This is a genomic window from Ensifer canadensis, from assembly GCF_017488845.2.
GTDB lineage: Bacteria > Pseudomonadota > Alphaproteobacteria > Rhizobiales > Rhizobiaceae > Ensifer > Ensifer canadensis.
Window position 1 is genome coordinate 559,611 of the sequence record NZ_CP083374.1, and the last position, 24,313, is coordinate 583,923.

Genomic DNA, 24,313 nt, shown 5'->3' on the forward strand with positions numbered 1-24,313 from the left:
GAATTCTAAAGCTCTGGTTGTATTAGCAAGTTCGCCTTGGTAGATTGCGCCTATCTGTCGGGGGAAAGTCATGGGCGTTCTGGGTAACCGGACCAGGCAATCGCACTGGCTGATCAGGGGTGTGGTTCCGGGCCTGTGTGCATTCCTGGCGACTGCGTCAGCGGCGACGGCCGGTCAGGCAGTTGTTGACAGTGTGCCGCGTGTGCTGGTGCTCTATCCTTATGACGAGCGGATCGCGGCGACCACCGCAGCCGGGGAGGCCGTCAGGTCGCGGCTTCTCGACGCAACCAAAGGCCGGATCGATCTTTTCTCCGAATTTCTCGACCTTTCGCGATTTCCTGAGCCGAAGCACATGCGCCGTATGGCTGAATATCTTACGGCCAAGTACGGCGATCGCCGCCCTGACGTGGTGATTGCGCTCGGCGAGGAGTCGGCTCGGTTCATCTCTGCCAACCGCAAGGAAATCTCGGGCGATGCAAGGATAATCGTCGCGGGCTTCAGCAGTTCCGCTGCCGAAGCAATGGACTTGCCCAGCGACGTGATCGGAGCTTTCAGCGAATTTGACATCGTAAAGACCGCTGAGATGGCCCGCGGTCTCCAGCCTGATGCGCGGCATCTCTTCATAGTTGGAGGATCATCCGAATTCGACCGTTCATGGCTTGCTACCGCGCGAGCCGATCTTGCGGTTTTCTCAAGAACGTTTGAAACGACATACTTGGAAGACCTGACGATCGAAGAGTTCACCAAGCGAGCCGCCGAGCTACCTCCCGACAGCATTGTACTGGCGCTGACGATTTTCAAGGACGTTACCGGGCGCAATTTCGTTCCGCGCGAAGCGATCAAGCAAATATCGAAGACTGCCAGTGCGCCGATCTACGGCCCGTACCCGACCTACATCGACTATGGCATTGTTGGAGGCAACGTGGTCACGTTTGGGTCACTGGGCAAAACGGCGGCCGACCTTGCGCTCGATGCCATCGCTGGCAAGCCAATCTCCAGTCTCCGGTCGCCCCAAACATATGTCGCCGACGTGAGGCAGCTCCGACGCTGGGGGTTGTCGGAAAAGGATCTTCCTGCAGGCACGGTCCAGATGTTCAAAGAGCCCACTTTCTGGGAACAATACTGGTTCGCGACCGTCGTCGCCCTTGCCATTGTTGCTCTGCAAGGCACAGTCATTGCCGGACTTCTTGTCGAACGCCGTCGCCGCCAGGCGGCGGAGGTCGAATCGCGCCTCCGTCTGCTCGAAGTGGTTCACCTCAATCAATCCGCAACAGCCGGCGCGCTTTCAGCCTCAATCGCGCACGAGCTTAACCAGCCGCTGGGTGCAATCCGCAGCAACGCCGAGGCGGCGGAGGCAATTCTGATGTCCGAGAGGCCCGATCTCGAGCTGATCAAGCAGATCCTCATAGACATTCAAGACGACGATCAGCGTGCCCATGACGTCATTTCGCGGATGCGAGGCCTACTTAAGAAGCGAGGAGAGATCGACTGGCAGGAGTTCGACCTCAATGAGGTCATCACAAGTGCGATCAGGATTCTCCGCGGCGAAGCCGAGCAGAGGGGCGTCGTCGTGAGTTCCAATTGGGCCCGGCGGGAACTGCCGGTCCGAGCCGACCGGGTCCACGTCCAGCAGATCATTCTCAATCTGGCAACCAATGCAATGGATGCAATGCTCGACGTGGTCGCGACCGAGCGGAGGCTTATGCTTGAGACAACACTGACGAAGGATTCCAAGGTCGAGCTGTCGATTTCGGACACCGGTCGTGGAATACCAAACGAACAGCTCGCCAGCATTTTCGAGCCGTTCTATACTACAAAGCCCTCCGGAACGGGGCTTGGCCTTTCCATCGTGCGCGCAATAGTCGAAACCTACGGCGGCACGATCTGGGCCGCCAACCGCCCAGAAGGCGGAGCAGTTTTCAGAGTTTTACTGCCTCTCGCGCAAACTGGATGAACCATGGAACCAATCGTTCACATCGTCGATGATGATCGATCCTTCCGCACCGCAGTCGGGCGGCTGCTTTCGGCATCCGGGTACCGCGTGTCTCTCTATGAATCAGGCGATCAGTTTCTGGCGCAGTTTCCGCATGACGAACCTGGCTGTGTCCTCCTTGACCTTGATTTACCTGGGCTGAGCGGTCTGGAGCTACAGAACAGGGTCACTGAGCGAGCGCCGCTTCTGCCTGTCGTGTTTCTCACGGGACGTGGCAACGTCAAAGCCAGCGTTCAGGCGATGAAAGCGGGCGCCGAGGATTTCTTGGAAAAGCCGGCGCCCAGGGGGGCACTGCTGGAGGCCGTCGAGCGGGCGTTGCGCCGGTGCGAGACGCAGCGTGTCGAGCAGGATCGTATCCAAGCCCTTAGGGCGCGCATTGCGCACCTGACACCACGTGAGTTCGAGGTTTTCGGCTTCATCGTCCGCGGCAAGCTCAACAAGCAGATCGCTCATGCTCTCGGCACATCCGAACGGACGGTCAAGGCGCACCGCCACAACGTCATGGAAAAGCTTGAAGCCCGGTCCCTGGCCGAGACCGTGTCGATCGCCGAGAGATTGCGCCTTTTCGATCCAGCCTCGGATGCGCTCCCACGATAACTTGGAACGCGGCGCTTCACCAAAGGTCAATAGCCAGCCTCCAATGTTGGTCCTACGTTCGTCGTGATCGGGGCTGCTCCTGTTCTTGGCTCCAGAAAGGCCTCAAGTGGAAAGCCCACAACGCACAGTGGCCGTTGTCGAGAACGACGCAAGCGTGCGCCGGAGCGTCGTGCGACTGTTGAACGCAAATGGTTTTGCAACCGAAGCATTTGCATCTGCCGAGGCCTTTTTAAGCCATGCCGACGCAAGTCAGTTTGGCTGTATCGTCCTCGATATTCATTTGGGTGGCATTTCAGGCATCGAACTATGGCACCGCTTAAAGGCATCGGGCAGCGAACTCCCGGTTATCTTCATCACCGCCGTTGAGGATGAGGCGCTTCACGTGGAGGCGGTTAAGGCGGGCTGCATCGCGTATCTACGCAAGCCGTTCCCCGCCGCCTTGTTGATCAATGCTGTCGACAGGGCATTGGGGCTTTGAATGCATTGCGATCCCGCTTCCCCGAAGGACAATAGGCAGGGTTCTGTTTTTGGCGCACAAACGAAACAGCGGATCGGGAGGCCAGCGGGCGATCATTTTGGAGCGGCGAGCAGACGCAGCGGTATTGAAAGATGTTCCCGTCCGCAGCAGGAGCACCCGGCGTCCGCCTGCCCGGATTTGGAAACAGTGGAGAGACGCAGCATGACTTGGCTCAAACTGTGGCCGTGGACGCGCGACGCACTTGCGATCGGAGCGTCTCTCATTGCTCAATCGTTGTTTGTCGGAGCGGCATTTGCGCAGCAATCGACGCCAAACATCCTGTTCATTCTGGCTGATAACATCGGCTATGGCGACATTGGCGCCTATGGCGGCGGGGAGCTGCGCGGCTCACCGACGCCGCGCATCGACCAACTTGCTGCGGAAGGGCTGCGGCTGACGCAGTTCCTAGTCGAGCCGTCTTGTACGCCATCGCGCGCCGCGTTGATGACAGGACGCTACTCCATACGGTCCGGGCTTTCGTTGGTGGCGGTGGCTGGCACATCTATCTCGCTGCCAGCCGACGAGATTACCATGGCAGAGATGCTACGCGACGCCGGCTACGCCACGGCGATCTTCGGCAAGTGGCACCTTGGCGGACAAATCTACAGTCAGCCGCAGAACCAGGGCTTCGACGAATTTTATGGAATCCCGCCCAGCGACACCTGGGACGCGTTCGGCATGATCCGCCAAGGTCTCCAGACCAAGTCCGTCGACATCTCGCTCGAAAATGGACCGCACATCGTTGAAGCTAAACGTGGAGAGCCGCTAACGCTGGTCAAACCCTACACGGAGGAAGTGCGTCGCGGGATCGACTGGGAACTGGTGGACCACGGCATCGATTTCATGACGCGCCAAAAGGCAGCAGGAAAGGCGTTCTTCCTGTATTTGCCGATCTCTCGCACGCACTTTCCCAATCTGCCTTCGAAGCGTTTCGAGGGAGCTTCACGCATCGGCCAGTTCGGGGACTCGCTGATGGAGGGCGATGCAATCGTCGGCACAGTACTCGATGCATTGAAAGCGCTTGGCCTTGAGGAAAACACGATTGTCGTTTTCGCATCCGACAATGGGCCAGACGGCCCTGGAGCGAGCCGGTTCGGCGCTGACATGCCCGACATGGGAACGACGGGCCCCTATCGTGGCGCGCTGGGCGATGTCAGCGAGGGCGCGATCCGCACCGCCGCCGTGATCCGCTGGCCGCAAATGATCAAGCCGCGCTCCTCCTATGCGATGTTCTCAATCATGGATTTCTTCCCGACCTTCGCACGTCTTGCCGGCGGCAAGGTCCCCAGCGATCGGCCAATTGACGGAATCGACCAAAGCGACCTGCTGCTCGGCAAGAATGACACCGGACGGCGAGAGCATCTGCTGACCTTCGTCGGGTCTGATCTCGTCTCCGTCCGCTGGAAGCAATTCCGGGCGTATTTCGTCGACGTAGGGCCTGGCCGCAGCGGCCCTGGCGGCATGATGCCAATGGGGGAGTGGGATCCAGCGCCGCGCCGATGAATGGTTACCCAAAGGTGTTCAACGTCGAGTCGGACCCGCAGGAAGAGCACAATATCGGCGAAATGTACAACTGGGTTCTTGGGCCATTGCTGAAGGCAGTGGAGGAATACAAGACAACTCTGGTGCGGTCACCCAACCCGCCCGGTGCGAACATGACGAAGTTCTGAAAGCGCTGGCCGTCAGAGCCGAAGAAAGCTCAGCTTGAGCTGCCAATAACGACCGGAACCGGAATAACTATCCCCCGGCAACCCGCACCGCTTTGTTAAGGAGGCGCACCCGAAGCAAACACGCGGTACATACCCCACCTGCTCTCGGCTCGATCAATCAATGATGTGATAGCCGCCATCGACATAGAGCACCTGCCCTGTCATCAGGCGCGCGGCATCGTGGGCAAGAAAGGCGGTGGCGACACCTACGTCGTCAATACTGACGAGTTCGCGGGCTGGAGACTTCCGGATGGTCTTTTCCAGTAGTTCGTCGAATTCCGGAATGCCCGACGCAGCACGCGTCGCTACCGCTCCCGGCGAAATCGCGTGGACGCGAATTCCCTTCGGCCCGAGTTCTGCGGCAAGGTATCGAACAGCACTTTCGAGTGCCGCCTTCGCCACACCCATGATGTTGTAGTTCTCGACGACCATCTGCGAACCGTAATAGGTCATCGTGAACAGTGTGCCTCCGTTTTTCATCAACGGTTCGGCGAGGCGAGCCATGTGGATAAAAGACCAGCAAGAGATATCCATGGTCGTGAGAAAACCATCGCGCGGCACGTCGACGACCCGACCACCGAGCGTGTCCTTTGGCGAAAAGGCAATTGAGTGGACGACGAAATCGAGCTCACCCCAGGTCCTTTCAATCCGATCGAACACAGCTTCGATTTGCCCGGGAATGGCCAGATCCACCGGCATCAAGATCGACGCCCCGACCTCATGCGCGAGAGGCTCCACATAGGGCTTGGCCTTATCGTTCAGATAGGTGACGGCCAGCTCGGCACCAAAGGCGCGAAAGGCCCGCGCGCAACCCCATGCAATGGAACGATCGTTCGCGATACCGACAATCAGCCCCTTTTTCCCTTTGAGAAGCTCCGCTTTGACGACCGGGCTGGACATTGATTGCTGCTCCTGTGAGATCTGGTTTCAGGGCGTACTGCATGTTTCCTTAAATCGTATTCGATCTAAGGAAACATGCAGCCACTCAAAGTGCTACAGCGACCTTGGCGCGTCTAATAAGACGCGCGGCGCTGTAGTGGTCAGGGCCTGGTGATAAGCGCATGAACGTGGCGCGCGATCATCAACTCCTCATCCGTCGGCAAGACATAGAGCGCTACGCGGCTCGTCTGCGTCGATATACGGGTTTTACCCGCGTTGTTTGCTGCGTCATCAAGCTCAACCCCGAGCCAAGAAAGGCGCTCACTGATACGCGCGCGAATTGGCGCCGAATTCTCACCAACCCCGCCCGTGAAGACGAACGCGTCGAGACCTTCGAGGGCGGCGGCAAGCATGCCCACGCTGAGCGCGCAACGATGGACGAAATGATCGATCGCGAACGCGGCGCGCGGATCATCGCTAGCCAGAAGATCACGCATATCGCCGGAGATGCCTGAAAGACCTTTGAGACCAGACGCACGGTAAAGAAGATCTGTAACCTCTCCCGTTGTCATTCCTTTCTGATCGATCAAGTAGAGCACGACGCCCGGATCCATCTGCCCTGGCCTGGTGCCCATCGGCACACCATCAAGTGCTGTAAAGCCCATCGTCGTCTCGACGCTGCGCCCTGCCTTCATTGCGCACATGGAAGCGCCGCTGCCGAGATGAGCAACCACGACCCTTCCTTGGCCGACATCGGGCGCTAGGTTGCCGATCCGGTCTGCGATGTACTCGTAAGACAACCCGTGGAAGCCATATCTTCGTACACCTTCCTCGTAGAAAGCCATCGGCAAGGCGTAGCAGTCCGTATGAGGAGCATGGCCGCGGTGGAAAGCCGTGTCGAAACAGGCGACCTGCGGAACCAGCGGATTAATCTCCATGGCAAGCCGGATCGGCGCGAGGTTGTTCGGCTGGTGCAATGGCGCAAGTTCTTGGAACGTGGCGAGCTTATCGAGGATGTCGTGATCGAGCAGGATCGGTTGCGCATAGTTGGGTCCGCCATGGACGACGCGGTGGCCAATCGCCCGTAGGACGAAACCATCAAGTGACCGCAGCCAGTCACCTGCTTCAGCGATGGCAGCGGGCAGATCGCCCATCGCGGCCTGCTCGTAACTGCGATCGACGAGGACCTCGCCCGAAGCGGTCGCCGCACGCAAGCGGGGCCGCGCCCCGATCCCGTCGATCTGACCACGGATGCGCCGCTCCAACTCTTTGCCCACGATCTCGAAAATCTGGAACTTGAGGCTGGATGAGCCGGCGTTGACGACAAGGATCGCGTCCACGCTTCAAGCCGCCACTTGTGTAGAGCGACGGCGGGCCGTCGCATAAAGGGTTGCAACTGCGCATGATGCCAGGCGACTGCGCACTGTGTCTGCCCGCGAGGTAAGAATAATGGGAACGCGCGCACCAAGCACGATCCCCGCGGCGTCCGCATGGGCCAGGAACGTCAGGTTCTTGGCAAGCATGTTGCCGGCTTCAAGATCTGGCACGACGATGATCTGCGCCCTGCCGGCTACGGGCGAGTTGAGCCCTTTGATACGGGCGGCCTCCGGGCTTATCGCGTTGTCGAACGCAAGCGGGCCGTCGAGCAGGCCGCCGGTGATCTGACCGCGCTCTGCCATCTTGCACAATGCCGCTGCATCAAGGGTCGAAGGGATCTTGGTCGTCACTGTCTCGACTGCTGACACGATCGCGACGCGGGGTTCGCCGAGGCCAATGGTGACCCAGAGGTCGATCGCGTTCTGCACGATGTCGCGCTTGACATCGAGGTCGGGAAAAATGTTGATCGCCGCATCGGTGATGAACAGCGTGTCCGCGTGACCAGGAACGTCCATCACGAACACATGGCTGATGCGGCGTTCCGTTCTAAGACCGGTGGCAGAAGCGGTTACTTCCCGCATCAATTCGTCAGTGTGCAGGCTACCCTTCATCAAGAGCTCGCCTTTCCCCTCGCGAATGAGTGCCACGGCTTTCGCCGCTGCGGCGTGGCTGTGTGGCGCATCGATAATCTCGCATGCCTTGAGATCAAGTTCGGCCTCGGCTGCGACTTTGCGGAGCTTCGCCTCGGGCCCAATCAGAACCGGAACAATCAGCCGGTGCTGGGCTGCTTCCAAGGCACCACGCAGTGAGGTCTCGTCGCAGGGATGCGCTACGATGGTGATTGCGGGAGGAACCTCTTGTGCAGCCGCAATCAGGCGGTCGTATTTTGATGGCTCCAGAGTTGTCGCGCTAGAGAAAGCCACTGATAATCTCCTACAATCTTGATCGCACGGCGCCGCGGTTGCGCGCGGCAGGTCTAACAGCCATCGGCGTCGGCTTGACGCCCACGCGCCCCTTATCCAGGCTGAAAAGCTCGGTCACGTAGGCAAAGCGCTCCGCCGCAGCTTCCGTCAACGCGCCGGAGGCCTCGAGCACGCCCCGCAGGCTCTGCAAGGCGGCCTGACGCTGTTCAAGCTCGTTCGGCAGCATCGCTGGAATGGCTGCGAGCGCTGCCGCCTCATCGACAAGCAGGATGTAGTATTGATCCCGAACCAGCGCCTTGAACTCCGAAAGGTTCAGTTGCCGAGCATCTCGATGGCCACGCCGAAGCACGCGAATGGCCTGAAACCCGCGTTCGTCGGCCCCGCCACGGGCCATCCCCACGAACAGCAGCGATCGAACGAGAGCCTCCAGGAGACCGCCAACGGATATTCTTTCCTTCAACGCCGCAGTGCGAGCTTCGACAAGCGCGTTGATCAGCTTGCTCTTCGGCGCCTTACGTGGTGGCAGATTTGACTTTGGATCGACGCCAAGGGCGGCCTGAAGCGCAGACGAGCCATAGATCGCACCGAAGGTTTGCTCGGCCAGCCGTTCCGTCATTTTACGCCAGGACTCCAGCCCTTCGACGATTTGGCCGGAAACCTGCTCTTGGAGGGCGCTGAAGGGATTGTCCGTCCATGTGGGGCGACGGTCGGCGCGAACGCGCTCTGCTGCCTGGGGAACCCAGTCGAGAAAAGGATTGGAGGGGCCGAAAATCTCGTAACCCAGGCGGAGGGGGTGAAGTCGTCGCATTGTCTCTGCCGATGAAGGGGTCACGGCAGCGCGCACCCAAGGTTGGGCAAACGCACGGTAAAGTGCAAGATTGACCTCCGAAAGCTGAGCCGCCGCCGCAAATCGCTTCTCATCGTCAAGATCGTTACCGCCGAGAGCACGAATATCGTCGAGGGTCCGTGCCTCGCAACGCATGATCCACTCCCCGGTGACCAGTTCCGGATGATCGAGCGCATCTGCTTTCGGCTCGAGAACCGCTTCATAAAGGCCAGGTGGCAGCACATCGATCAGATCGATGTTTGACGCGAATTCATCATGCTCCTTACGAGCAACCCCGGCGGAGACAAAAATCCCCAGATGGCCGACGCTTTCGTGGACGACATAGACAATCGTCTGGCCAAGCGCGCGAATTTCATCGACGCTGTCGTAAATGTCGAGAATCCAGTCGAGGGCCTGCTGAGGCGGTGTTATGTTGTCCCCCTTGGAGCAGAAGACCACAATCGGCGAACGGATCGTGCGAAGGTCGATGGCCATGCCATCAGATGTGCGGATCTCCCCTGCTGCGAGCTTGTTGCCGACGAACAGGTCATCGACGATGAACTGCATTTCATCCGCCGTCAGAGTGACGTGTCCACCCCACCAACGCTCAAAACCGAGATAGCGTTCGGCTTCCGTATCCACCTTTGCGTAGAGATTATACTGCTTGGTCCACAGAGTGTTGGCTGGGTTCTGGTTCTCGAAATTCTGGACAAGCCAGGCGCCGTCGAATTTTCCCGCGCCAAGATCGCTGACCAATGCTGTCAGCCAACTTCCACCGAGAAGTCCTCCCGAATAACGCATCGGATTTTGCCCGTGGACACCCGCCCAGTAGGCAAGCGGTGAACCGGCGATGATAATAGGCCCGAAAAGCTCGGGCCTGAGCGCGGCCAGCATCATCACTGCCCATCCCGCTTGGCAGTTGCCGATGACGCAGGGCTTGCCATCCGCTTCTGGGTGGCGGGAAATGACCGTCTCCAGGAACTGCGCTTCCGCGTACAGGACCTTCTCGATCGTCTGTCCGGGCACTGGTTCCGGCAGGAAACCGACAAAATAGCAGGTATGACCGGCCTTCATGGCCACGCCGATTTCGCTGTCGGCCTTGAAGCCACCGATGCCTGGCCCATGCCCTGCCCGTGGATCCACAACGATGAATGGACGCTTGAGAGGATCTATCGTGCAGTCGGCGGGAGGTATGATGCGCACGAGAGCGTAGTTGACCGGCTCTTTCAGGGTCCTGCCGTCTAAGATGAGCTCGGCTTCATAGTCCAGCACATGAGGCGCGCTGCGTGCAGCGTGTTCCTCATATTGCTCGCCGCGCCTGCGCATTACATCAAGGAACAGGACCCACCGTTGCCACGCATCCACGGAGTACTCCGTCAATGCATTGCCAGGCATGGGTAAGGCCGGAAGACTGGAAAGCTTGGACATCGCACCCACTCCGTTAGACGGTTCAAGGGATTAGTTCTTGACGCTGCCAGTAACGACTGCCTGCCGTCGTGACCGAAGCCCTGCGGGGCTCACGCGCAAGGGCGAGGTTTTTGTGCAGTCAGAAGAAATTGCAGCATACCGCTCGATCGTGTCACTGGTGTAACCTTATAGGGCCACCATCCGTTAGCAACGTTGATTTCGATCAAACGGCCGCCTATGCGACAGACCGGAAGAACATCCTCGCGTTTCTGGCAACTAATCCAGGACGACACTCCACTTGTCATCCGGATTGAAGCGGTCGATAAACGGCACGATCGCTTCGGTGCTCGTACCCAAATCCGCTTCATAGACAATGCCCTGTTGGTTGACGACGAAAGTCTTCACACCGGTTTCAGCATATTTCACCGGCCAGGCGATCAACCCGAAGCCTCCGATCATATTGTCATTGATGATGAAGTCGTATTTCCCGCCGGCAATATTATCGCCTTGTGACGTCAGAATGCGGAAGCGATAGCCGAAATAACCCTCTCCAGCCTTCGCCTTCTCCAGAGCTGCTTCGCTGATCTCGTCGCCGACCGGGCTCTCACCATCGCCCTGCTCGGCCGGCCAGTACAATCCATCGGTCTGGCCTGGGCTGCTGATCAGCTTCTGGGCATATTCGAGCACGCCGTCGGCGTCGCGGTCCTGCGAGGCATAATCCTTCTGTGCTTCGACATAGGCGCGCACGGTCTCTATCGCCTCAAGTTCGTTCTCCCCGACGCGGCGGTTCACGATCTCCTCAAGCCCGACATAGGTGTCGAAAGCCCACTTGCCGTCCCGACCCTTTGTGATCGGAAACGGCAGCGGCCAGAGCCGATCACCGATTTCGAGAATCTTGCTTTCGCCGAGGTCGCGCACCACGACATTGCGTGCCACACCTTCGCGAATAAGCGCGAAGGTTTCCATCGTCCCTTCGCCCGTTTTCAGCTTTGCGGCGTCAAGGCCCAGAAGCTTTGCAAGACCATCGAGGTCGTTGGCGGCGAGCGCCGACTTGAACATTTCCACCGCCTTGGCCGGGTCGTCGAACAGCGGCGGATCCTCCGCCGCGGCATAGTTCTCGATGTCGCCGGCGTCTGGTACCGCCTGGGCACGGGCCCCGTCGACAGCGAGCGGAAATGCAGCAACGGAGAAGGAAATGGCCGATGCCAGAAGAAGAGTCTGAGAAAGCTTGCTCATGATCGTGCTCCTGTCGCTCCGTTAACGCCTGCCACCGCCACGGCCGCCACCGCCACGGCCCCCGCCACCCGATGGCCTTCCACCGCCACTTCTCATCTGAGGCCGCCCGCCGCCGCGATGACCGCCGCCCATACTCTGTCCGCCACGCTTCGAAGAGGCGACCTCGCGACGACCCGAGTTGACGTTGCCGAGGCCGGACGGCTTCTTGGGCCGGTTCTGTGCCTTGGCGGCCATCTTCTTCTTGCCGGCGGGTCGGTTTGCCTGCGAGGGCTTGTTGCCTTTGGGCCTGTTCACGCTCGGCTTCGAGCCGCCTGGCCTGGCCTTCGCTACCGCCTGACCGCCGCCTGGGCGTGCCGCCGGTCGCTGCTGCGCCTTCAGCCCATCGAGCGTGCTCTTGCGCACGTCGTTGAGCTGACCGCCACCTGCACCGCCCGGTCGCGCCTGCGGCCGGTCGCGATTGATCTCGGCGGCGCGGTTACGAATGTTGTTGTTGCCGTTGGCCTTGATGTTGTTCTTGATGTTGGTGCGATCAAACTTCTGCAACTGATTGCGGTCGAAGTTGATCTTGCTGCGATCGACATTCTTCCAGTCGACGTCGTTCCATTTCATCTTGCCGTCGAAGTCGATGTTGTTGAAACAGTTATTGCAATCGACATCGATGTCGCCGCCCCAATTGCCACCCCAGACGCCCCAGTCATCCCAGTCGACGATGGCCGCGAAGGCCGCGCCGGTGACTGCTCCGGCGAAAAAGGCGGCGCCCGGGTACCAATAGGCAGGATAGGGATCGTCATAATAGCCGATCGGTACCGGCGCATAATCGGGCTGGTAGAGCATTTCCGGCGCATACTGCGGCACATAGATCGTTTCGGGATTTGCCGACTGGATGACGACGTTGTCACCCTCCTCGACGACTTTAATCTTGTCGTCGGTCTTGATTATATCCTTGGCAACGGCTTCGTCACGCAGCTGCTGTATCGCTATGAGAACATCTTTCTGTTGGTTGGCGATCGCCTCGCCGAAGCTTTGCGTCCACTCGAGGTCGGTGCTCATCATCTTGACGATCTCGGGATAGTTGAGCAGCGAAACGATGCTGCCGTCCCAGCTTTCCTTCGGCTTCAGATCGCGATTTTTTGAACTCTCCTGAAGAAAACGTTCGGCCTCGACCACCTGCAAAGGATAGAGCGATGCAGCGGAGATGAGCGCGACCAACTCGTCGGGATAAAGCGCGATCCGGGCAACGAGGATCTCGAGCTCATCGTCGCTTAGCGGTTCTGGAGCCGCCTCCGCGGGCGTGGAAGGCGCTGTGGCGGTCTGCTGGGCCAGCACAACCCCAGAGGGCACAAGCATCGACAAAACGATCACCGTCGCGCGGAAAAACGTAAACACCCGCTCAATCGCCATTTCTTCCTCCAAAAGAGGCTGGAAGGCCTCTTGCTCAAAACACTTGCGGGCGCAGGATCAACGCACCAGTTTCTGAACCGGGTCCCGATCGAGCACTTGAAGCTGTCGTCCCCATAACGGATGCTGTGGCGAGGCAATGTTGCGCGCACCCCAGAATCCGAACTTGATAGAGCGTTTCGACACTAGAGTAGACACGCGCCAATGAGCTCGTGTGCCATTTATATAGCTGCGATTTCTGTCGGCGTCCTTCGCCGTCATTACCAGAACAGTTGTCTGCCAAAGATAAAGGACAGGTATGTGAGCCTTGCGGTAGAATAAACTAGCACAGAGATCAGAATAGTCCATTTTCAATTCATTGCGTTCAGTTTTTTCCACTCACTGGCTTTTGATTGCCGCCTAGCGTTCGCTGGTCCGTCCGAAGTAAGGACCGCAAAGACACCGCCACGCCATCTGCCAGGGCGGCCCCGATTGTTTTTGCTCCGGGGTCGTTTTGTGATGGCGAGCCTTGCCGGGCGAGCGACACAACAATCGACCTCACCCCATTGATCGACTTCTTCTTGGCGTTCGAGCAACGCCGCAATACATTTCGCGGCTTCTCCGATGAAATTCGGCCTATTATTTGCGTAGCGCAGTTAACTTCCCTGAAAACTGTTGTGTAGATTTGCAAATACGGTACGAATGCACCCTGAAAATGTTGATTTGCGCATCATACAAATAAGTCTTAACGTATTGTTCGAAACCTCAGTGTGGAGGAGGACGACTTTGCCTAATATCTCCCTGGTTATCGCAATGCTGGCGCTTATGGCGATCTCGGGCTGTGCAACGAGTGGAGGAGGCAATACCACCTACGCTCAATGGCAGGGTTCTTACCCCGATCCAAGCTTCGCCGCGATCCGGTCAGGCGGCGTCAATCCGGGGTATTAACGATGTCGTTGAAAGGCGAGGAGCCGTAGCCTTCTAGGCTGCGGTCTTGGCGTTGCCAGCTTCGAAAGCGGCGATCGCGTCCTCCAGGTCGTCGAAGATCATGCCGTTGCCGATCTTGTCGATGACGCCCGAGCGCAGCAAGGTTTCTCGAGGTTCGCTATGGAGCTCGACAATGCCGAACTTCAAGCCGCGCCCCTCGACGAAATCCCGTAGATCATCGAGCATCGCCGCTGCGGTGCTGTCGATCTGCGCTGCCGCGCCAGCATCAAAAATGAACCATCGCGTATCGGCAGGCAGGTTCTTGACGATCTCTTCCACGCGGCCGCGCACATGGTCGGCATTGAAAAACAACAGACTGCCTTGCAGAAGATAGATGGCAACGCCAGGGATCGGTCTTACGTCCTTGTAGCGATGCAGCTTGTAGAAGCCTTCGCGTCCGGGAATGCGGCCGAGAAGCGCATCGCGCGGCGTCAGCCCCTTCATCAGGATGTAGAGCAACGTCGCTCCGATAGCGAAAATCACGCCATGCAGCACCCCAAGGGTCAACACGCCGGTGATGCTGATGAGTGCGAAGACGAATTCGATCGGGCTGATGCGCCACAATTCTCGCAGAGCGCGCAGATCGATAAGGCCGATGGCTGCAGACGCCAGGATGGCGCCGAGCGCGGGGGTCGGCAGCAAGGACAGAGCGCCGGTGAGAAACAGCACCGTCAACGCCAGGGCGATAGCCGAGAAAATACCGGCCAGTTGAGTCTTGCCGCCCATGGAATCATTTATAGCCGTGCGCGAATCCGATGCTGTGACGGCAAAGCCCCCGAACAACCCGGAGGCGATGTTTGCTGCGCCGAAGCCCAGCAGTTCTCGGTTGGCGTCGACCGGATATTTGTTCTTCGCACCGAAGCTGCGAGCTGTCACGATGCCCGCGCCGAAACTGACGATCAACACGGCGACAGCGCCCAAGAAGAGATCACCGATCGAGACCCCGGTGGTGATAGGTAGCATCGGCGTCGGCAGGCGCGACGGGATCTCACCGACCACACGAATGCCCGCGGCGGAAAAATTGAAGGCGGCCGACATGGCCGTTGCAATCGCCACGGCCACCAGAGGTCCAGGAATGCCGGGTCGCCAGGTGTTGAGCAAACGCAGGAGGATGAAAAGGCCAACGCCGAGGGTGAGCGACGGCCAGTGGATCTGGTCGGCCTTGTCCAACAGTTCCATGATCGGTCGAAGCACGCCTTCGCTTTCGATCTTCACGCCCGTCAGGCGCCCGATCTGACCTATCAGGATCGATAGGGAAATACCGGTCATGAAGCCGGTCAGGATCGGCCGCGATAAAAAGTTTGCTATGAAGCCCAGCCGTAGCGCGTAAGCGGCAAAGCACAACCCGCCGACGATGACAGCGATTGCTGCGGTCGCGACGAGCCGATCTTCTGCGGTCGGAAGATTGAGCGACAATAGCACGGCGGCCAGCACCGTAACCGTTCCGGCGTCTGGGCCGACGATGAGTTGTCGCGAAGATCCGAGGAGAGCGTAGCCCAGAAGCGGCAATATGCTGGAATAAAGGCCCACCTCCGGCGGCAACCCGGCAATGGCCGGATAGGCGATGGCGCTCGGCAACCCGACCGCTGCAATCGCTAGACCCGACGTCAGATCATAGCGAAGCCACTCGGCGCGGTACTCTTTCAAACTCGCGATTAACGGCAAGGTCGGCATGGCCCAATTATACCTCATGATCGGATCTTCGCCATCGCTCATGGCAGGATCCCCTACAGCAACCATCGGAAGGGACCCGGTGGATCGCCCAACCCGCTGGTCGTCACGTCACAGGCAATTGATTTGATCAACCGATACCTGTCCGGTTGACTGGCTTAATCGCCTATTTTGCCCAGTCTCTTTCCATCCTCGACTGGTGCCATAAGTCTTGGTTATGAGCCTGCCCCAGCGGCTCCATGAGAAGGATGCATGGACATGGTGACTTTCACGCTCAATGGTAAAAATCGGACGTTCGACGGCGACCCCGATACGCCTCTCCTTTGGGTGATCCGAGATTTCGAAAAGCTGACCGGCACAAAATACGGATGCGGCATCGCGCAATGCGGCGCCTGTACGGTGCATCTGGACGGCATGCCGCGACGGTCCTGCATCACACCGATTGCCATGATCGATGGTTCCGACGTGGTAACGATCGAGGGCATTGCCGGCAAGGAAGCCGAGGCTGTCCAGACGGCATGGGCGGGGCTGGATGTGCCGCAATGCGGCTACTGCCAGTCCGGCCAGATCATGTCGGCGGTGGCGCTGCTGCAGATGGTGCCCAAGCCGACGGACGACGAGATCGATGGCGCCATGACCGGCAATCTCTGTCGGTGCGCCACCTATCATCGCATTCGAGCAGCGATCCACAACGCTGCCAATTCGATGGAGGGCTGAGCAATGACGATCCATGACATCAAAACCAGCCGTCGTGGCTTCCTCGCCGGCACCGGCCTGATCATTGGCGTGGCGATCGCGCCGAAATTCCTCTCGGCGGCACAGACCGGGGTGCCGGCCGGCGGGAGCGGCGAACTCCGGCCGCTGAACGCCTTCGTCAAGATCGGTACGGATGACACCGTCACCGTGCTTTCCAAGCACATCGAGTTCGGCCAGGGGCCTTTCACCGGCCTTGCCACTCTGGTTGCCGAAGAACTCGATGCGGACTGGAGCCAGATGCGCGCCGTCCACTCGCCGACTGACAACAAGATCTACGCCAATCTCGCTTTCGGCCTGCAGGGCACCGGCGGGTCGAGTTCGATTGCCAACGCCTACGAGCAGATGCGCAAGGCCGGCGCCACCGCAAGGGCCATGCTGGTTGCTGCGGCTGCCGAAGAATGGAAGGTACCGGTCGCCGAAATCACCGTCGAAAAGGGCCGCGTAAAGCATGCGTCTTCCGGCAAGGAGAGCGGCTTCGGCGCGCTGGCGGACAGTGCCGCACGGCAAACTCCGCCTGCAGATGTCAAACTCAAGGATCCGAAGGACTTCGTGCTGATCGGAACCGAGCTTCCAAAGCTCGACACCCAGGGCAAGATCAACGGAACGGCGATTTTCACGCTCGATATCACGCCGGACAATCTGCTGGTTGCCGTGGTCGCCCATCCGAAGCATTTCGGCGCCACCGTGAAAACCTTCGATGACAGCGAGGCGCGCAAGGTCATGGGTGTGGTCGATGTCAAACAGATCCCTCAAGGCGTCGCGGTCTACGCGGACAACACGTTCGCGGCACTGAAGGGCCGCGAAGCCCTCAAGGTCGAATGGGATCTTGCAAAGGCGGAAACCCGCTCATCACAGGAGCTCGCTGCCGAATACATCAGACATTTTGACGAGCCGGGCCTCGAGGCGGCGAATACCGGGAATGTCGACGAGGCTTTCCGGAAAGAAGGCCTCCAGACGGTCGAGGCGGAGATCGTTTTCCCGTTTCTCGCACACGCCCCGATGGAGCCGCTCGACGCGGTTTTCATCAAGGCCGCCGACGGCTCCGTCGACATTTACAACGGTGCGCAGTTCCCGGGCTTCGACCAGCAGGTGGCGGCCAAGATTCTCGGCCTCGACGAAAAGAAAGTCCGCGTGAATACCCAGCTCGCCGGCGGCAGCTTCGGCCGTAAGGCGCAATTCGGCTCGCCCTATATGCAGGAGGCGGCAACGACCTATGCTGCAATCGGCGGCGATCGACCACTCAAGCACATGTGGACGCGCGAGGACGACATCCAGGGCGGCTTCTATCGGCCGATGTATGCCCACAAGATGCGTGGGGCGATCGATGCCGAGGGCCATATCACCGCCTGGGAACAGATCATTGTCGGACAGTCGATCATGGCCAAGGCGGACCTGGATCAGACATCGGTGGAGGGCGCATCCAACCTTCCCTATCAGATCCCCAATCTCAAGGTCACGTCACACAACATCGTGCTTCCGATCCCGCCTTTGTGGTGGCGCTCGGTCGGCCACACCCATACCGGCTTTGCGGTCGAAACCTTTGTCGACGAACTGCTGGCCCGCGTCGGTCGGGACCCGGTCGAAGGACGGCTTGCGCTGCTTGACAAGGGGTCGCGTCACGCCGGCGTCCTGCGCAAGGCATCGGAAATGGCGGACTGGGGATCAACACCTCCTGACGGGCGCGCCCGTGGTGTCGCCGTCGTCGAAAGCTTCGGCTCGTTCGTCGGTCAGGTCGCGGAAGTTTCGGTCGGCTCCGATGGCGCCCCGCGTGTCCATAAAGTCTGGTGTGCGGTCGATTGCGGCGTCGCGGTCAATCCCAACATCATCAAGGCACAGATGGAGGGCGGCATCGGCTATGGGCTCGGTGCCGTTCTGTTCGACGCCGTTACTCTCGGCCAAGGCGGACGGATCGTGCAGTCGAATTTCCACGACTACCGCTCGATCCGCATCAATGAAATGCCCGATGTGGCAGTGGAGATCATCAGATCTGCGGAAAAACCGACTGGCGTCGGCGAGCCCGGCGTGCCGCCCATAGGGCCGGCGGTCGCCAATGCGTGGCGAAAGCTGACCGGCACCCCCGTGCGGCAGCTTCCCATCGTCAGTGTCATCTCATCGTGAGGGATATCGTCAGATGACAATCAAGCTCCTGTTTGCAGGCATAGCAGTGCAGTGTCTTATCGTCGGGGCGGGCGTGATGCTCGCCCCGACGTCCGTGGCCCAGAACGCCAACGCACTACGCTCTGCAGAGTCGTTCCAGTCGATTTCCGACAAGCAGGCGCGCTCGGTCGCCCTCTTCGAAGAAGCCGGAAAGGTCATCCAGCATCCGCGATGCGTCAACTGTCACCCGGCGACGGAACGCCCATTGCAAGGAATGTCGATGCATCCGCATCAACCGCCGGTGTTCCGCGGCGATGGCGGCATGGGTCTCGTGGGCATGCAGTGCAACACCTGCCACAGCGAAAAAAACACGCCGGTCATCGGCCAGGCGGACACACTGAAGAGTATTCCAGGCAATCCCGCCTGGCATCTCGCCCCGATCGAAATGGCCTGGGAGGGCAAGACCCTTGCCCAGATCTGCGAACAATTGAAGGACCCGGCTCGCAACGGCGACAAGACCATGGCTGAAATGGTGGAACACATGGCGCATGACGAGCTGGTTGGGTGGGGGTGGCACCCCGGCGATGGCCGCGAACCGGTGCCCGGCACACAGGAAGAATTCGGCAAGATCATTCAAGCCTGGGTGGATGCCGGGGCTGCTTGTCCGTCGGGCTGAAGGTCGACCTTCAGCCCGAGGCAAGGGAAACGACATTCTGCGGCTCAAATTTCATCCCGAGTTTTCGCACGGTCTGCAGGTCGGGACAATCGGAGTAGATATTCGCGGCCGTTGAATGGATCGACACCGGAACGCTTGCGCGAACGCTGCGGGTCGGCTGCCGGGGCATAGTGGTGGAAGGAGGTTTCCATGGTCCCCATGCCGCTTGTCAGTCCCGGCAATTGCTGCTGAATGCCTTGAACCCTCTCGGAGGCGACATGCCCTTCCAGCCGCGCTACGCCATCGGCCACAATCGATTCCTTGGTGACAGCGCCCGACTTGGCAAGCAGGGTCAGCAAGCCACCCAAAGTCTGCGAAGGTGCTTCGAGGTAAAATTGGTCGATCGGCTCACAGACGACCGTTTTTGCCGTTGATAAAGCCGTTGCGAGGACCCACGGCGTCAACTGCCGAAAGTCTGCAGCGGTGCTCGACGGGGAACTGTGCCGCGCAGCGGTCATGGCAACGTGGCAATCGATGACTTGCCAGCCGAAGATGCCCTGCCTAAGCGTCTCGAATACGGTTTCCTCGACTGCCCGGTAGAGGCTTGCCGGCATCTGGCCAACGTCCACTTCCAGCGTGAAGCTGTTGCCCGCCCCTTCCGGTCGCGGTTCGACGCGCAAACCAACGGTCGCCAGGAATGGATTCGGCTCCTTGAAGATGACCTGAAGGCCTGTGCCGATTCCGGCGAGCCTCTCGGCGCAGATGACTGTACTATCCTCAAACGTTACTTCGAGACCGAAATCCGTCAACAGTGTCGACTGGATCACCTCCTTCTGCACCTCGCCATAGAGAGACACGAAGATGTCGTTCGTGTCCTCGTTCTTGCGCAGGTCAATCAGCGGGTCCTGTTCGGCCAACTGGTTTAGCGCCAGCCAGAGCGCCGCACGCTCGGAGGGACGCTGCGCTTGGGCCCGGGATTCCAACGTTGGAGGCGCAAAATGGTGCGGGACGTCTGCGAGGCGGGTGGTGCCGACCACGTCGCCGATGCGGGCGCTGCCAAGGCCGCTGACCCGAGCAATCTGGCCTGCCTTGAAGCTGTTTGCGCTGTGAATTTTGCCGGCGTCGAAAAGTTGGATTCCGGTCACCCTTGCCGACCCCTGAGGCAGGTCGAGATATTCCCGCACGCGGACCGTGCCAGATGAGAGATAGAGATAGGAGAGCTTCTCACCGCCCCATCCACGCTCGATCTTGAAGATCCTGCCGGTGACAGCAGCATCAGGATCGAGGTCGCGGCAGGGCAGTAGGGTCGCAATTGCCGATGTCAGAGCTGGCAGGCCAACGCCGGTTACCGCCGCGCCAGCAAATGCCGGCTGCAACAGACCGCGAGAAACCTGATCCCGCAGCGAGCGGTCAAGTCTTTCGTCGGTAAGACGATCCGGCGCTTGCAGATAATCGCGCAGCAGCTCGTCATCGTTTTCCGCCAGGGTCTCGCACAGCGCGGTGAAAAGCGGCTCGCTTCCCGGATCGAACGCCTTTACCTGAGCGAGTTTACTACCGGCATCAATGACGGCCGACATGGCGATGGGTCGAACCGGTAGTTGGCCGGCAATGGCTTGCAGCACTTCGTCGTAGCGCGCACCGAGACGATCGACCTTGTTGATGAAGAATAGGAAGGGAACCCCAACACGCTGCAACGCCCGCACCAGCACTCGCGTCTGCGCTTGCACGCCTTCGACTGCAGAAACAACGACGACTGCAGCGTCCAGCAACCCAAGCACGCGCTCGATCTCGGCGATGAAGTCGGGGTGACCGGGCGTATCAATGAGGTTCACCACCGTGTCGCCGATCGTGAATGAAACGACGGCAGCTCGGATGGTGATGCCACGCTGCCGCTCCAGAGCGAGGCTATCTGTCTGTGTATTGCCGGCGTCGACGCTGCCTAGCTTGTCGATGACACTGGCGTCAAAAAGGAGTCGTTCGGTAAGGCTAGTTTTGCCTGCATCCACATGGGCCAGGACGCCCAGATTTAAGGTGCGCATGAATCCTCAACTTCTCAGAAATTCCAACGTGATTTTCGTGAGAAGGGACTCGGCGCATTGGGACCTCTAAGAGCTGATGCCGCATGTTTTGATCCTTGAATCGGATAGGATTTAAGGAACCATGCAGTAGGGTTTCCGCACAACTCTGCTGCTTTGCAGAGCCGCTCAACAAACTTAAAAGCCGTATCTGAATACATGTCAAGAACCGCCATACCTCCCGTTGTGTCGGCAATTCACAGACAACGGTTGATTATCCGAATGCCGGATGGATGCGCGCTTGCTGTGTTTGCCGCCGGCGGCTTTGCGTAGTCGTGCCTCGGCGGTCCGTCGATCTGTTCGTCGTTGAAGACACCGCCTGATGGTGCACTGGTTACTTGTGGGCCAAACACTCCACAAGGGCGACCTCGGGCTCGGTCAGGCGCATACGTCACCGTACGGATAGCGTCGGCCGGTCGGGCCAACAGCAAACGCCATAGCGGTCGCACGTCGGCCCTAAGTAGCCGGCGTGCGTCAATTCATCGGCCCGCAGGACCCATTTTTCTACCGCTTTGGAAAAACGAACTCGACGCGCCGGTTGAGAGCGCGCCCTTGGGGATTGTCCGCTCCGTTTTTCGTATTGGGTTCGATCGGACGGCTATCACCTAGCCCTTCGACCGATAGCCGCGCTTTATCTGCTCCATGTTTCACAAGCCATTGCATGACGGCACTAGCTCGCTGAAGGGACAGTTCCTTATTGTACTGAGCCGACCCTTTGGAATCGGTATGACCCTCGATGATGATCGTGCCGGCGGGGACGGATGTGATGAGACGCGCGATGTCCATGAGTGTCGGTTCGGCCGCCGATTGGATGTCGGCCTTGTCGAAATCGAACAGCACATCGCCCGTCATGGACACCCTGACGGTCGTTGCGTCTTGTCGTACGGAAAGACCACCGTGCTGAGCGGTAAGCCCATCGGCTTTCGCAGACAGATCAAACACGGCGCTGTTCAGATCGGAGGGTAGCCCCTTCAAATCAAGAACCGTGGCCTTAAGATCACGTATTTCGCGATGGTAAGGTGACACCTGCGCATAAGAACCGCTGGCCGCTATCATGATCACGACCATCGCGAGGGAACATTTCGCTGGACCAGCCATGGCTATCGGTCGGTAAGTTTGATCGCGTCGAGTGTCTCGACGCCCGGGATCGTCAGTGACACCTCGGTGACGTCCTTTGGCGGAGCAGGGAACCTACCATGCCAGGAACCCGCGATCAGAGAATCCTTGTTAGCTTTGATAACGAGGTTTGGATTTGTCAGCGGCTTATCACTGCTGTCCGTAAGCAGCAGGTATTTCTTATTGCCAGCAAGAACGTAGAAGCTGTTTTCATACGCGTCCTGGCTAATCGAATCATATATTCGTTCCAGCTGGTTCGTCGCGAGCGGCTTGAAGCGGAGTTTGATTGTTAAAACGTCCCCGGCGCGGACAGCTTCGACGACCTGCGCTTCCGCGGCCCCGCCATCGGTCAAGCCTGTGGCTAAGGGTGCGACAGAAGTGGTTTCAGCCTGAGTTTGGGCGAAGGCCGTTTGAGCCAATCCAGTTGTTGCTAGGAGGGCACCAAGAGCACAGACAGTCGTGGCAATTCTGGTCACTTTTACCATATCAATCCTCGATTTTTACAAAATTGCAGGCAGTGCATACGAATCACAAAACAACCTCCAGTAACTTTCTCGCATGGGAGAAATGTGGCGAAGTCTTGAAATTCCCACATTTTCGCCCCGCTTTCATTCGCTGCAGGACCGAGGGCCTGTTCTCTTTCACTGATGAACTGTTGCGATCCCACACAGTTTCCCTGCAATTCGGTGATGTCATCGCTGGTCTGTCAAACCGCTTACGCAATTGTGATTGGAACCATTACTTTTCCCTGCGGTTGGTCAATCAACCAAGGGAGTTGCGCAGAGTTCGTTCGTTGAAGTGCAGCGCTACTCTGTCCCGGTGTCAGGCTCACAGGCACCAGGTGATCGTATTGGCTGTTCTCACAGCTGCGCACGCGACCCTGGCGCACAATGGAGAAAACCATGTCCATAACCGCGATCCTGATCGGTGCTGCCCTCGTGATCGCCGGTGTACTCGATTTGTTTTGGGGTGCGCTCAGGCGTCGACCTCTCAGCGATCCTCACCGATCCATTTCAGATGCCAAGCCGACCCTGGAGCCCAGAGGACAGGGGCTTAGATTTCTTGGTTTGGTGAGGAACTGGCTCGGTATAGGCATGATCGCGATCGGCATGGCAATATTGATCGCCTACACATAGGATTTGACCTGCAACGGAGAGTTTCCTCCGAAATGAGACGGCCCATAGAAGGACGGATCGATAAAAGAATAGAGGTTTACGGCAGAGCAGATCGTTGCGGGTTAAAGTAGCTCGATCCAAACCGGCGCGTGGTCACTCGTGTGATCCCAAGCTCGCACTGACTTGTCCACCTTGGCCCGCTTGAGATCGCCAGCAAGCGCCGGGCTTAACAGGAAATGATCGATGCGAAGCCCGGCGTCTCGGGCAAATGCGTTTCGGAAATACTTCCAGAATGTATAGATCCGCTCATTCGGATGGAGATGCCTCACCGCATCCGTCCAGCCCTGATCAAGAAGTGCGGCGTAGGCCGCCTTCACCTCCGGTCTGAAGAGCGCATCGTCTCGCCACCGCTCCGGCTTGTAAACATCCAGATCGGTTGGCATGACATTGAAGTCGCCAGCCAAGACAACCGGGATCTCCAGGTCTATCAGTTGCGCCGCATAGTGCTGCAGCCGGTCAAACCAACGCAGCTTGTAGTCAAACCTGGGTCCAGGGGCGGGATTGCCATTCGGCAGATAAAGGCATCCGACGATTATTCCCTCGATTGCCGCCTCGATGTAGCGGCTGTGACTGTCATCAGGATCGCCCGGCAAACCGCGACGCGTCTCCATTGGGGTCCGTCCTCGAGCCAGGATGGCCACCCCATTCCATGATTTCTGTCCGTGCCAGATCGCGCCATAGCCGGCTTTCTCGATTTCCCGATGAGGAAACCTGCTGTCGGGCGCTTTCAGTTCCTGCAGGCACACGACGTGGGGCTGCCTCTCCTCGAGCCACCGCAGCAGCACGTCGAGGCGACCGTTGATGCCGTTGACATTGTAGGTGGCGAGTTTCACCAGAATGATCTGCGCTGCCGGCATGCGATGGGCAGCGACGACGAAGCTTCGTTGCCCTTCTTGGACTCGCGATCCTCCTCGCGCCGCCGACGGCGTTCACCGCTGCC

General features: G+C 59.0%; 20 protein-coding genes. 9 read left to right on the forward strand and 11 right to left on the reverse strand.

What is annotated here, in order from left to right:
* Positions 1-70: 70 nt before the first annotated feature.
* The 5 genes from J3R84_RS36010 (at position 71) to J3R84_RS36030 (ending at position 4,777) form a co-directional block, all read left to right on the forward strand.
* Positions 71-1,954: a sensor histidine kinase gene (locus tag J3R84_RS36010; RefSeq protein WP_057216758.1), complete on the forward strand. Its 1,884-nt coding sequence runs from the start codon at positions 71-73 to the stop codon at positions 1,952-1,954.
* 3 nt (positions 1,955-1,957) lie between these two features.
* Complete coding sequence (locus J3R84_RS36015; RefSeq protein ID WP_057216756.1) at positions 1,958-2,590, forward strand: response regulator transcription factor; 633 nt, start codon at positions 1,958-1,960, stop codon at positions 2,588-2,590.
* Between the two features lie 73 nt (positions 2,591-2,663).
* Entirely contained in the window at positions 2,664-3,068 is a 405-nt protein-coding gene (locus J3R84_RS36020) for a response regulator transcription factor (RefSeq protein WP_057216750.1), read from the forward strand.
* A gap of 201 nt (positions 3,069-3,269) precedes the next feature.
* Positions 3,270-4,610: an arylsulfatase gene (locus J3R84_RS36025; protein WP_225968629.1), complete on the forward strand. Its 1,341-nt coding sequence runs from the start codon at positions 3,270-3,272 to the stop codon at positions 4,608-4,610.
* A complete protein-coding gene (locus tag J3R84_RS36030; protein ID WP_225968630.1) occupies positions 4,607-4,777 on the forward strand; it encodes a hypothetical protein in 171 nt (56 codons plus the stop codon). The genes J3R84_RS36025 and J3R84_RS36030 overlap by 4 nt, the downstream gene beginning before the upstream one ends.
* A 153-nt stretch (positions 4,778-4,930) precedes the next feature.
* On the opposite strand, the gene fabI is transcribed toward J3R84_RS36030, so the two are convergent.
* From fabI to J3R84_RS36065, 7 genes are all read right to left on the reverse strand, one after another.
* Entirely contained in the window at positions 4,931-5,716 is a 786-nt protein-coding gene (gene fabI, locus J3R84_RS36035; protein WP_057216745.1) for an enoyl-ACP reductase FabI, read from the reverse strand.
* 140 nt (positions 5,717-5,856) lie between these two features.
* Complete coding sequence (locus tag J3R84_RS36040; protein ID WP_057216742.1) at positions 5,857-7,035, reverse strand: acetate/propionate family kinase; 1,179 nt, start codon at positions 7,033-7,035, stop codon at positions 5,857-5,859.
* A 3-nt stretch (positions 7,036-7,038) separates the two neighbouring features.
* A complete protein-coding gene (locus tag J3R84_RS36045; RefSeq protein ID WP_057216740.1) occupies positions 7,039-7,995 on the reverse strand; it encodes a phosphate acetyltransferase in 957 nt (318 codons plus the stop codon).
* A 10-nt stretch (positions 7,996-8,005) separates the two neighbouring features.
* Entirely contained in the window at positions 8,006-10,249 is a 2,244-nt protein-coding gene (locus J3R84_RS36050; protein WP_203527446.1) for a DUF3141 domain-containing protein, read from the reverse strand.
* A gap of 255 nt (positions 10,250-10,504) precedes the next feature.
* Positions 10,505-11,464 (reverse strand): DUF2950 domain-containing protein, encoded by a 960-nt coding sequence (locus tag J3R84_RS36055; protein ID WP_025430439.1) that lies wholly within the window; start codon positions 11,462-11,464, stop codon positions 10,505-10,507.
* Positions 11,465-11,485: 21 nt separating this feature from the next.
* Complete coding sequence (locus tag J3R84_RS36060) at positions 11,486-12,865, reverse strand: DUF3300 domain-containing protein (protein ID WP_203527444.1); 1,380 nt, start codon at positions 12,863-12,865, stop codon at positions 11,486-11,488.
* 957 nt (positions 12,866-13,822) lie between these two features.
* Positions 13,823-15,544 carry a SulP family inorganic anion transporter gene (locus tag J3R84_RS36065; protein ID WP_373688504.1) on the reverse strand — a complete coding sequence of 574 codons (1,722 nt, stop codon included), beginning with the start codon at positions 15,542-15,544 and terminating at the stop codon, positions 13,823-13,825.
* A 213-nt stretch (positions 15,545-15,757) separates the two neighbouring features.
* Here J3R84_RS36065 and J3R84_RS36070 point away from each other — a divergent pair, with 213 nt between their 5' ends.
* Genes J3R84_RS36070 through J3R84_RS36080 form a run of 3 tightly spaced genes read left to right on the forward strand, consistent with a single transcriptional unit; the run spans position 15,758 to position 19,028 of the window.
* Entirely contained in the window at positions 15,758-16,216 is a 459-nt protein-coding gene (locus J3R84_RS36070; protein ID WP_025430442.1) for a (2Fe-2S)-binding protein, read from the forward strand.
* Positions 16,217-16,219: 3 nt separating this feature from the next.
* The gene (locus J3R84_RS36075) at positions 16,220-18,373 is read left to right on the forward strand and encodes a xanthine dehydrogenase family protein molybdopterin-binding subunit (RefSeq protein WP_203527442.1); all 2,154 of its coding nucleotides are present in this window, start codon (positions 16,220-16,222) and stop codon (positions 18,371-18,373) included.
* 13 nt (positions 18,374-18,386) lie between these two features.
* Positions 18,387-19,028, forward strand: coding sequence for a hypothetical protein (locus J3R84_RS36080; RefSeq protein WP_057206999.1), 642 nt, complete (start codon positions 18,387-18,389; stop codon positions 19,026-19,028).
* A gap of 44 nt (positions 19,029-19,072) precedes the next feature.
* Here the strand turns inward: J3R84_RS36080 and J3R84_RS36085 are convergent, their stop codons facing one another.
* The 3 genes from J3R84_RS36085 to J3R84_RS36095 form a co-directional block, all read right to left on the reverse strand.
* Positions 19,073-21,046 (reverse strand): elongation factor G, encoded by a 1,974-nt coding sequence (locus J3R84_RS36085; protein WP_057206998.1) that lies wholly within the window; start codon positions 21,044-21,046, stop codon positions 19,073-19,075.
* 540 nt (positions 21,047-21,586) lie between these two features.
* Entirely contained in the window at positions 21,587-22,150 is a 564-nt protein-coding gene (locus J3R84_RS36090) for an OmpA family protein (protein ID WP_225906214.1), read from the reverse strand.
* Positions 22,151-22,182: 32 nt separating this feature from the next.
* Complete coding sequence (locus J3R84_RS36095; RefSeq protein WP_200951453.1) at positions 22,183-22,683, reverse strand: hypothetical protein; 501 nt, start codon at positions 22,681-22,683, stop codon at positions 22,183-22,185.
* A 423-nt stretch (positions 22,684-23,106) separates the two neighbouring features.
* Here J3R84_RS36095 and J3R84_RS36100 point away from each other — a divergent pair, with 423 nt between their 5' ends.
* Complete coding sequence (locus J3R84_RS36100; protein WP_113567885.1) at positions 23,107-23,334, forward strand: hypothetical protein; 228 nt, start codon at positions 23,107-23,109, stop codon at positions 23,332-23,334.
* Between the two features lie 101 nt (positions 23,335-23,435).
* Here the strand turns inward: J3R84_RS36100 and xth are convergent, their stop codons facing one another.
* Positions 23,436-24,206 (reverse strand): exodeoxyribonuclease III, encoded by a 771-nt coding sequence (gene xth, locus J3R84_RS36105; RefSeq protein ID WP_057221266.1) that lies wholly within the window; start codon positions 24,204-24,206, stop codon positions 23,436-23,438.
* Positions 24,207-24,313 lie beyond the last annotated feature (107 nt).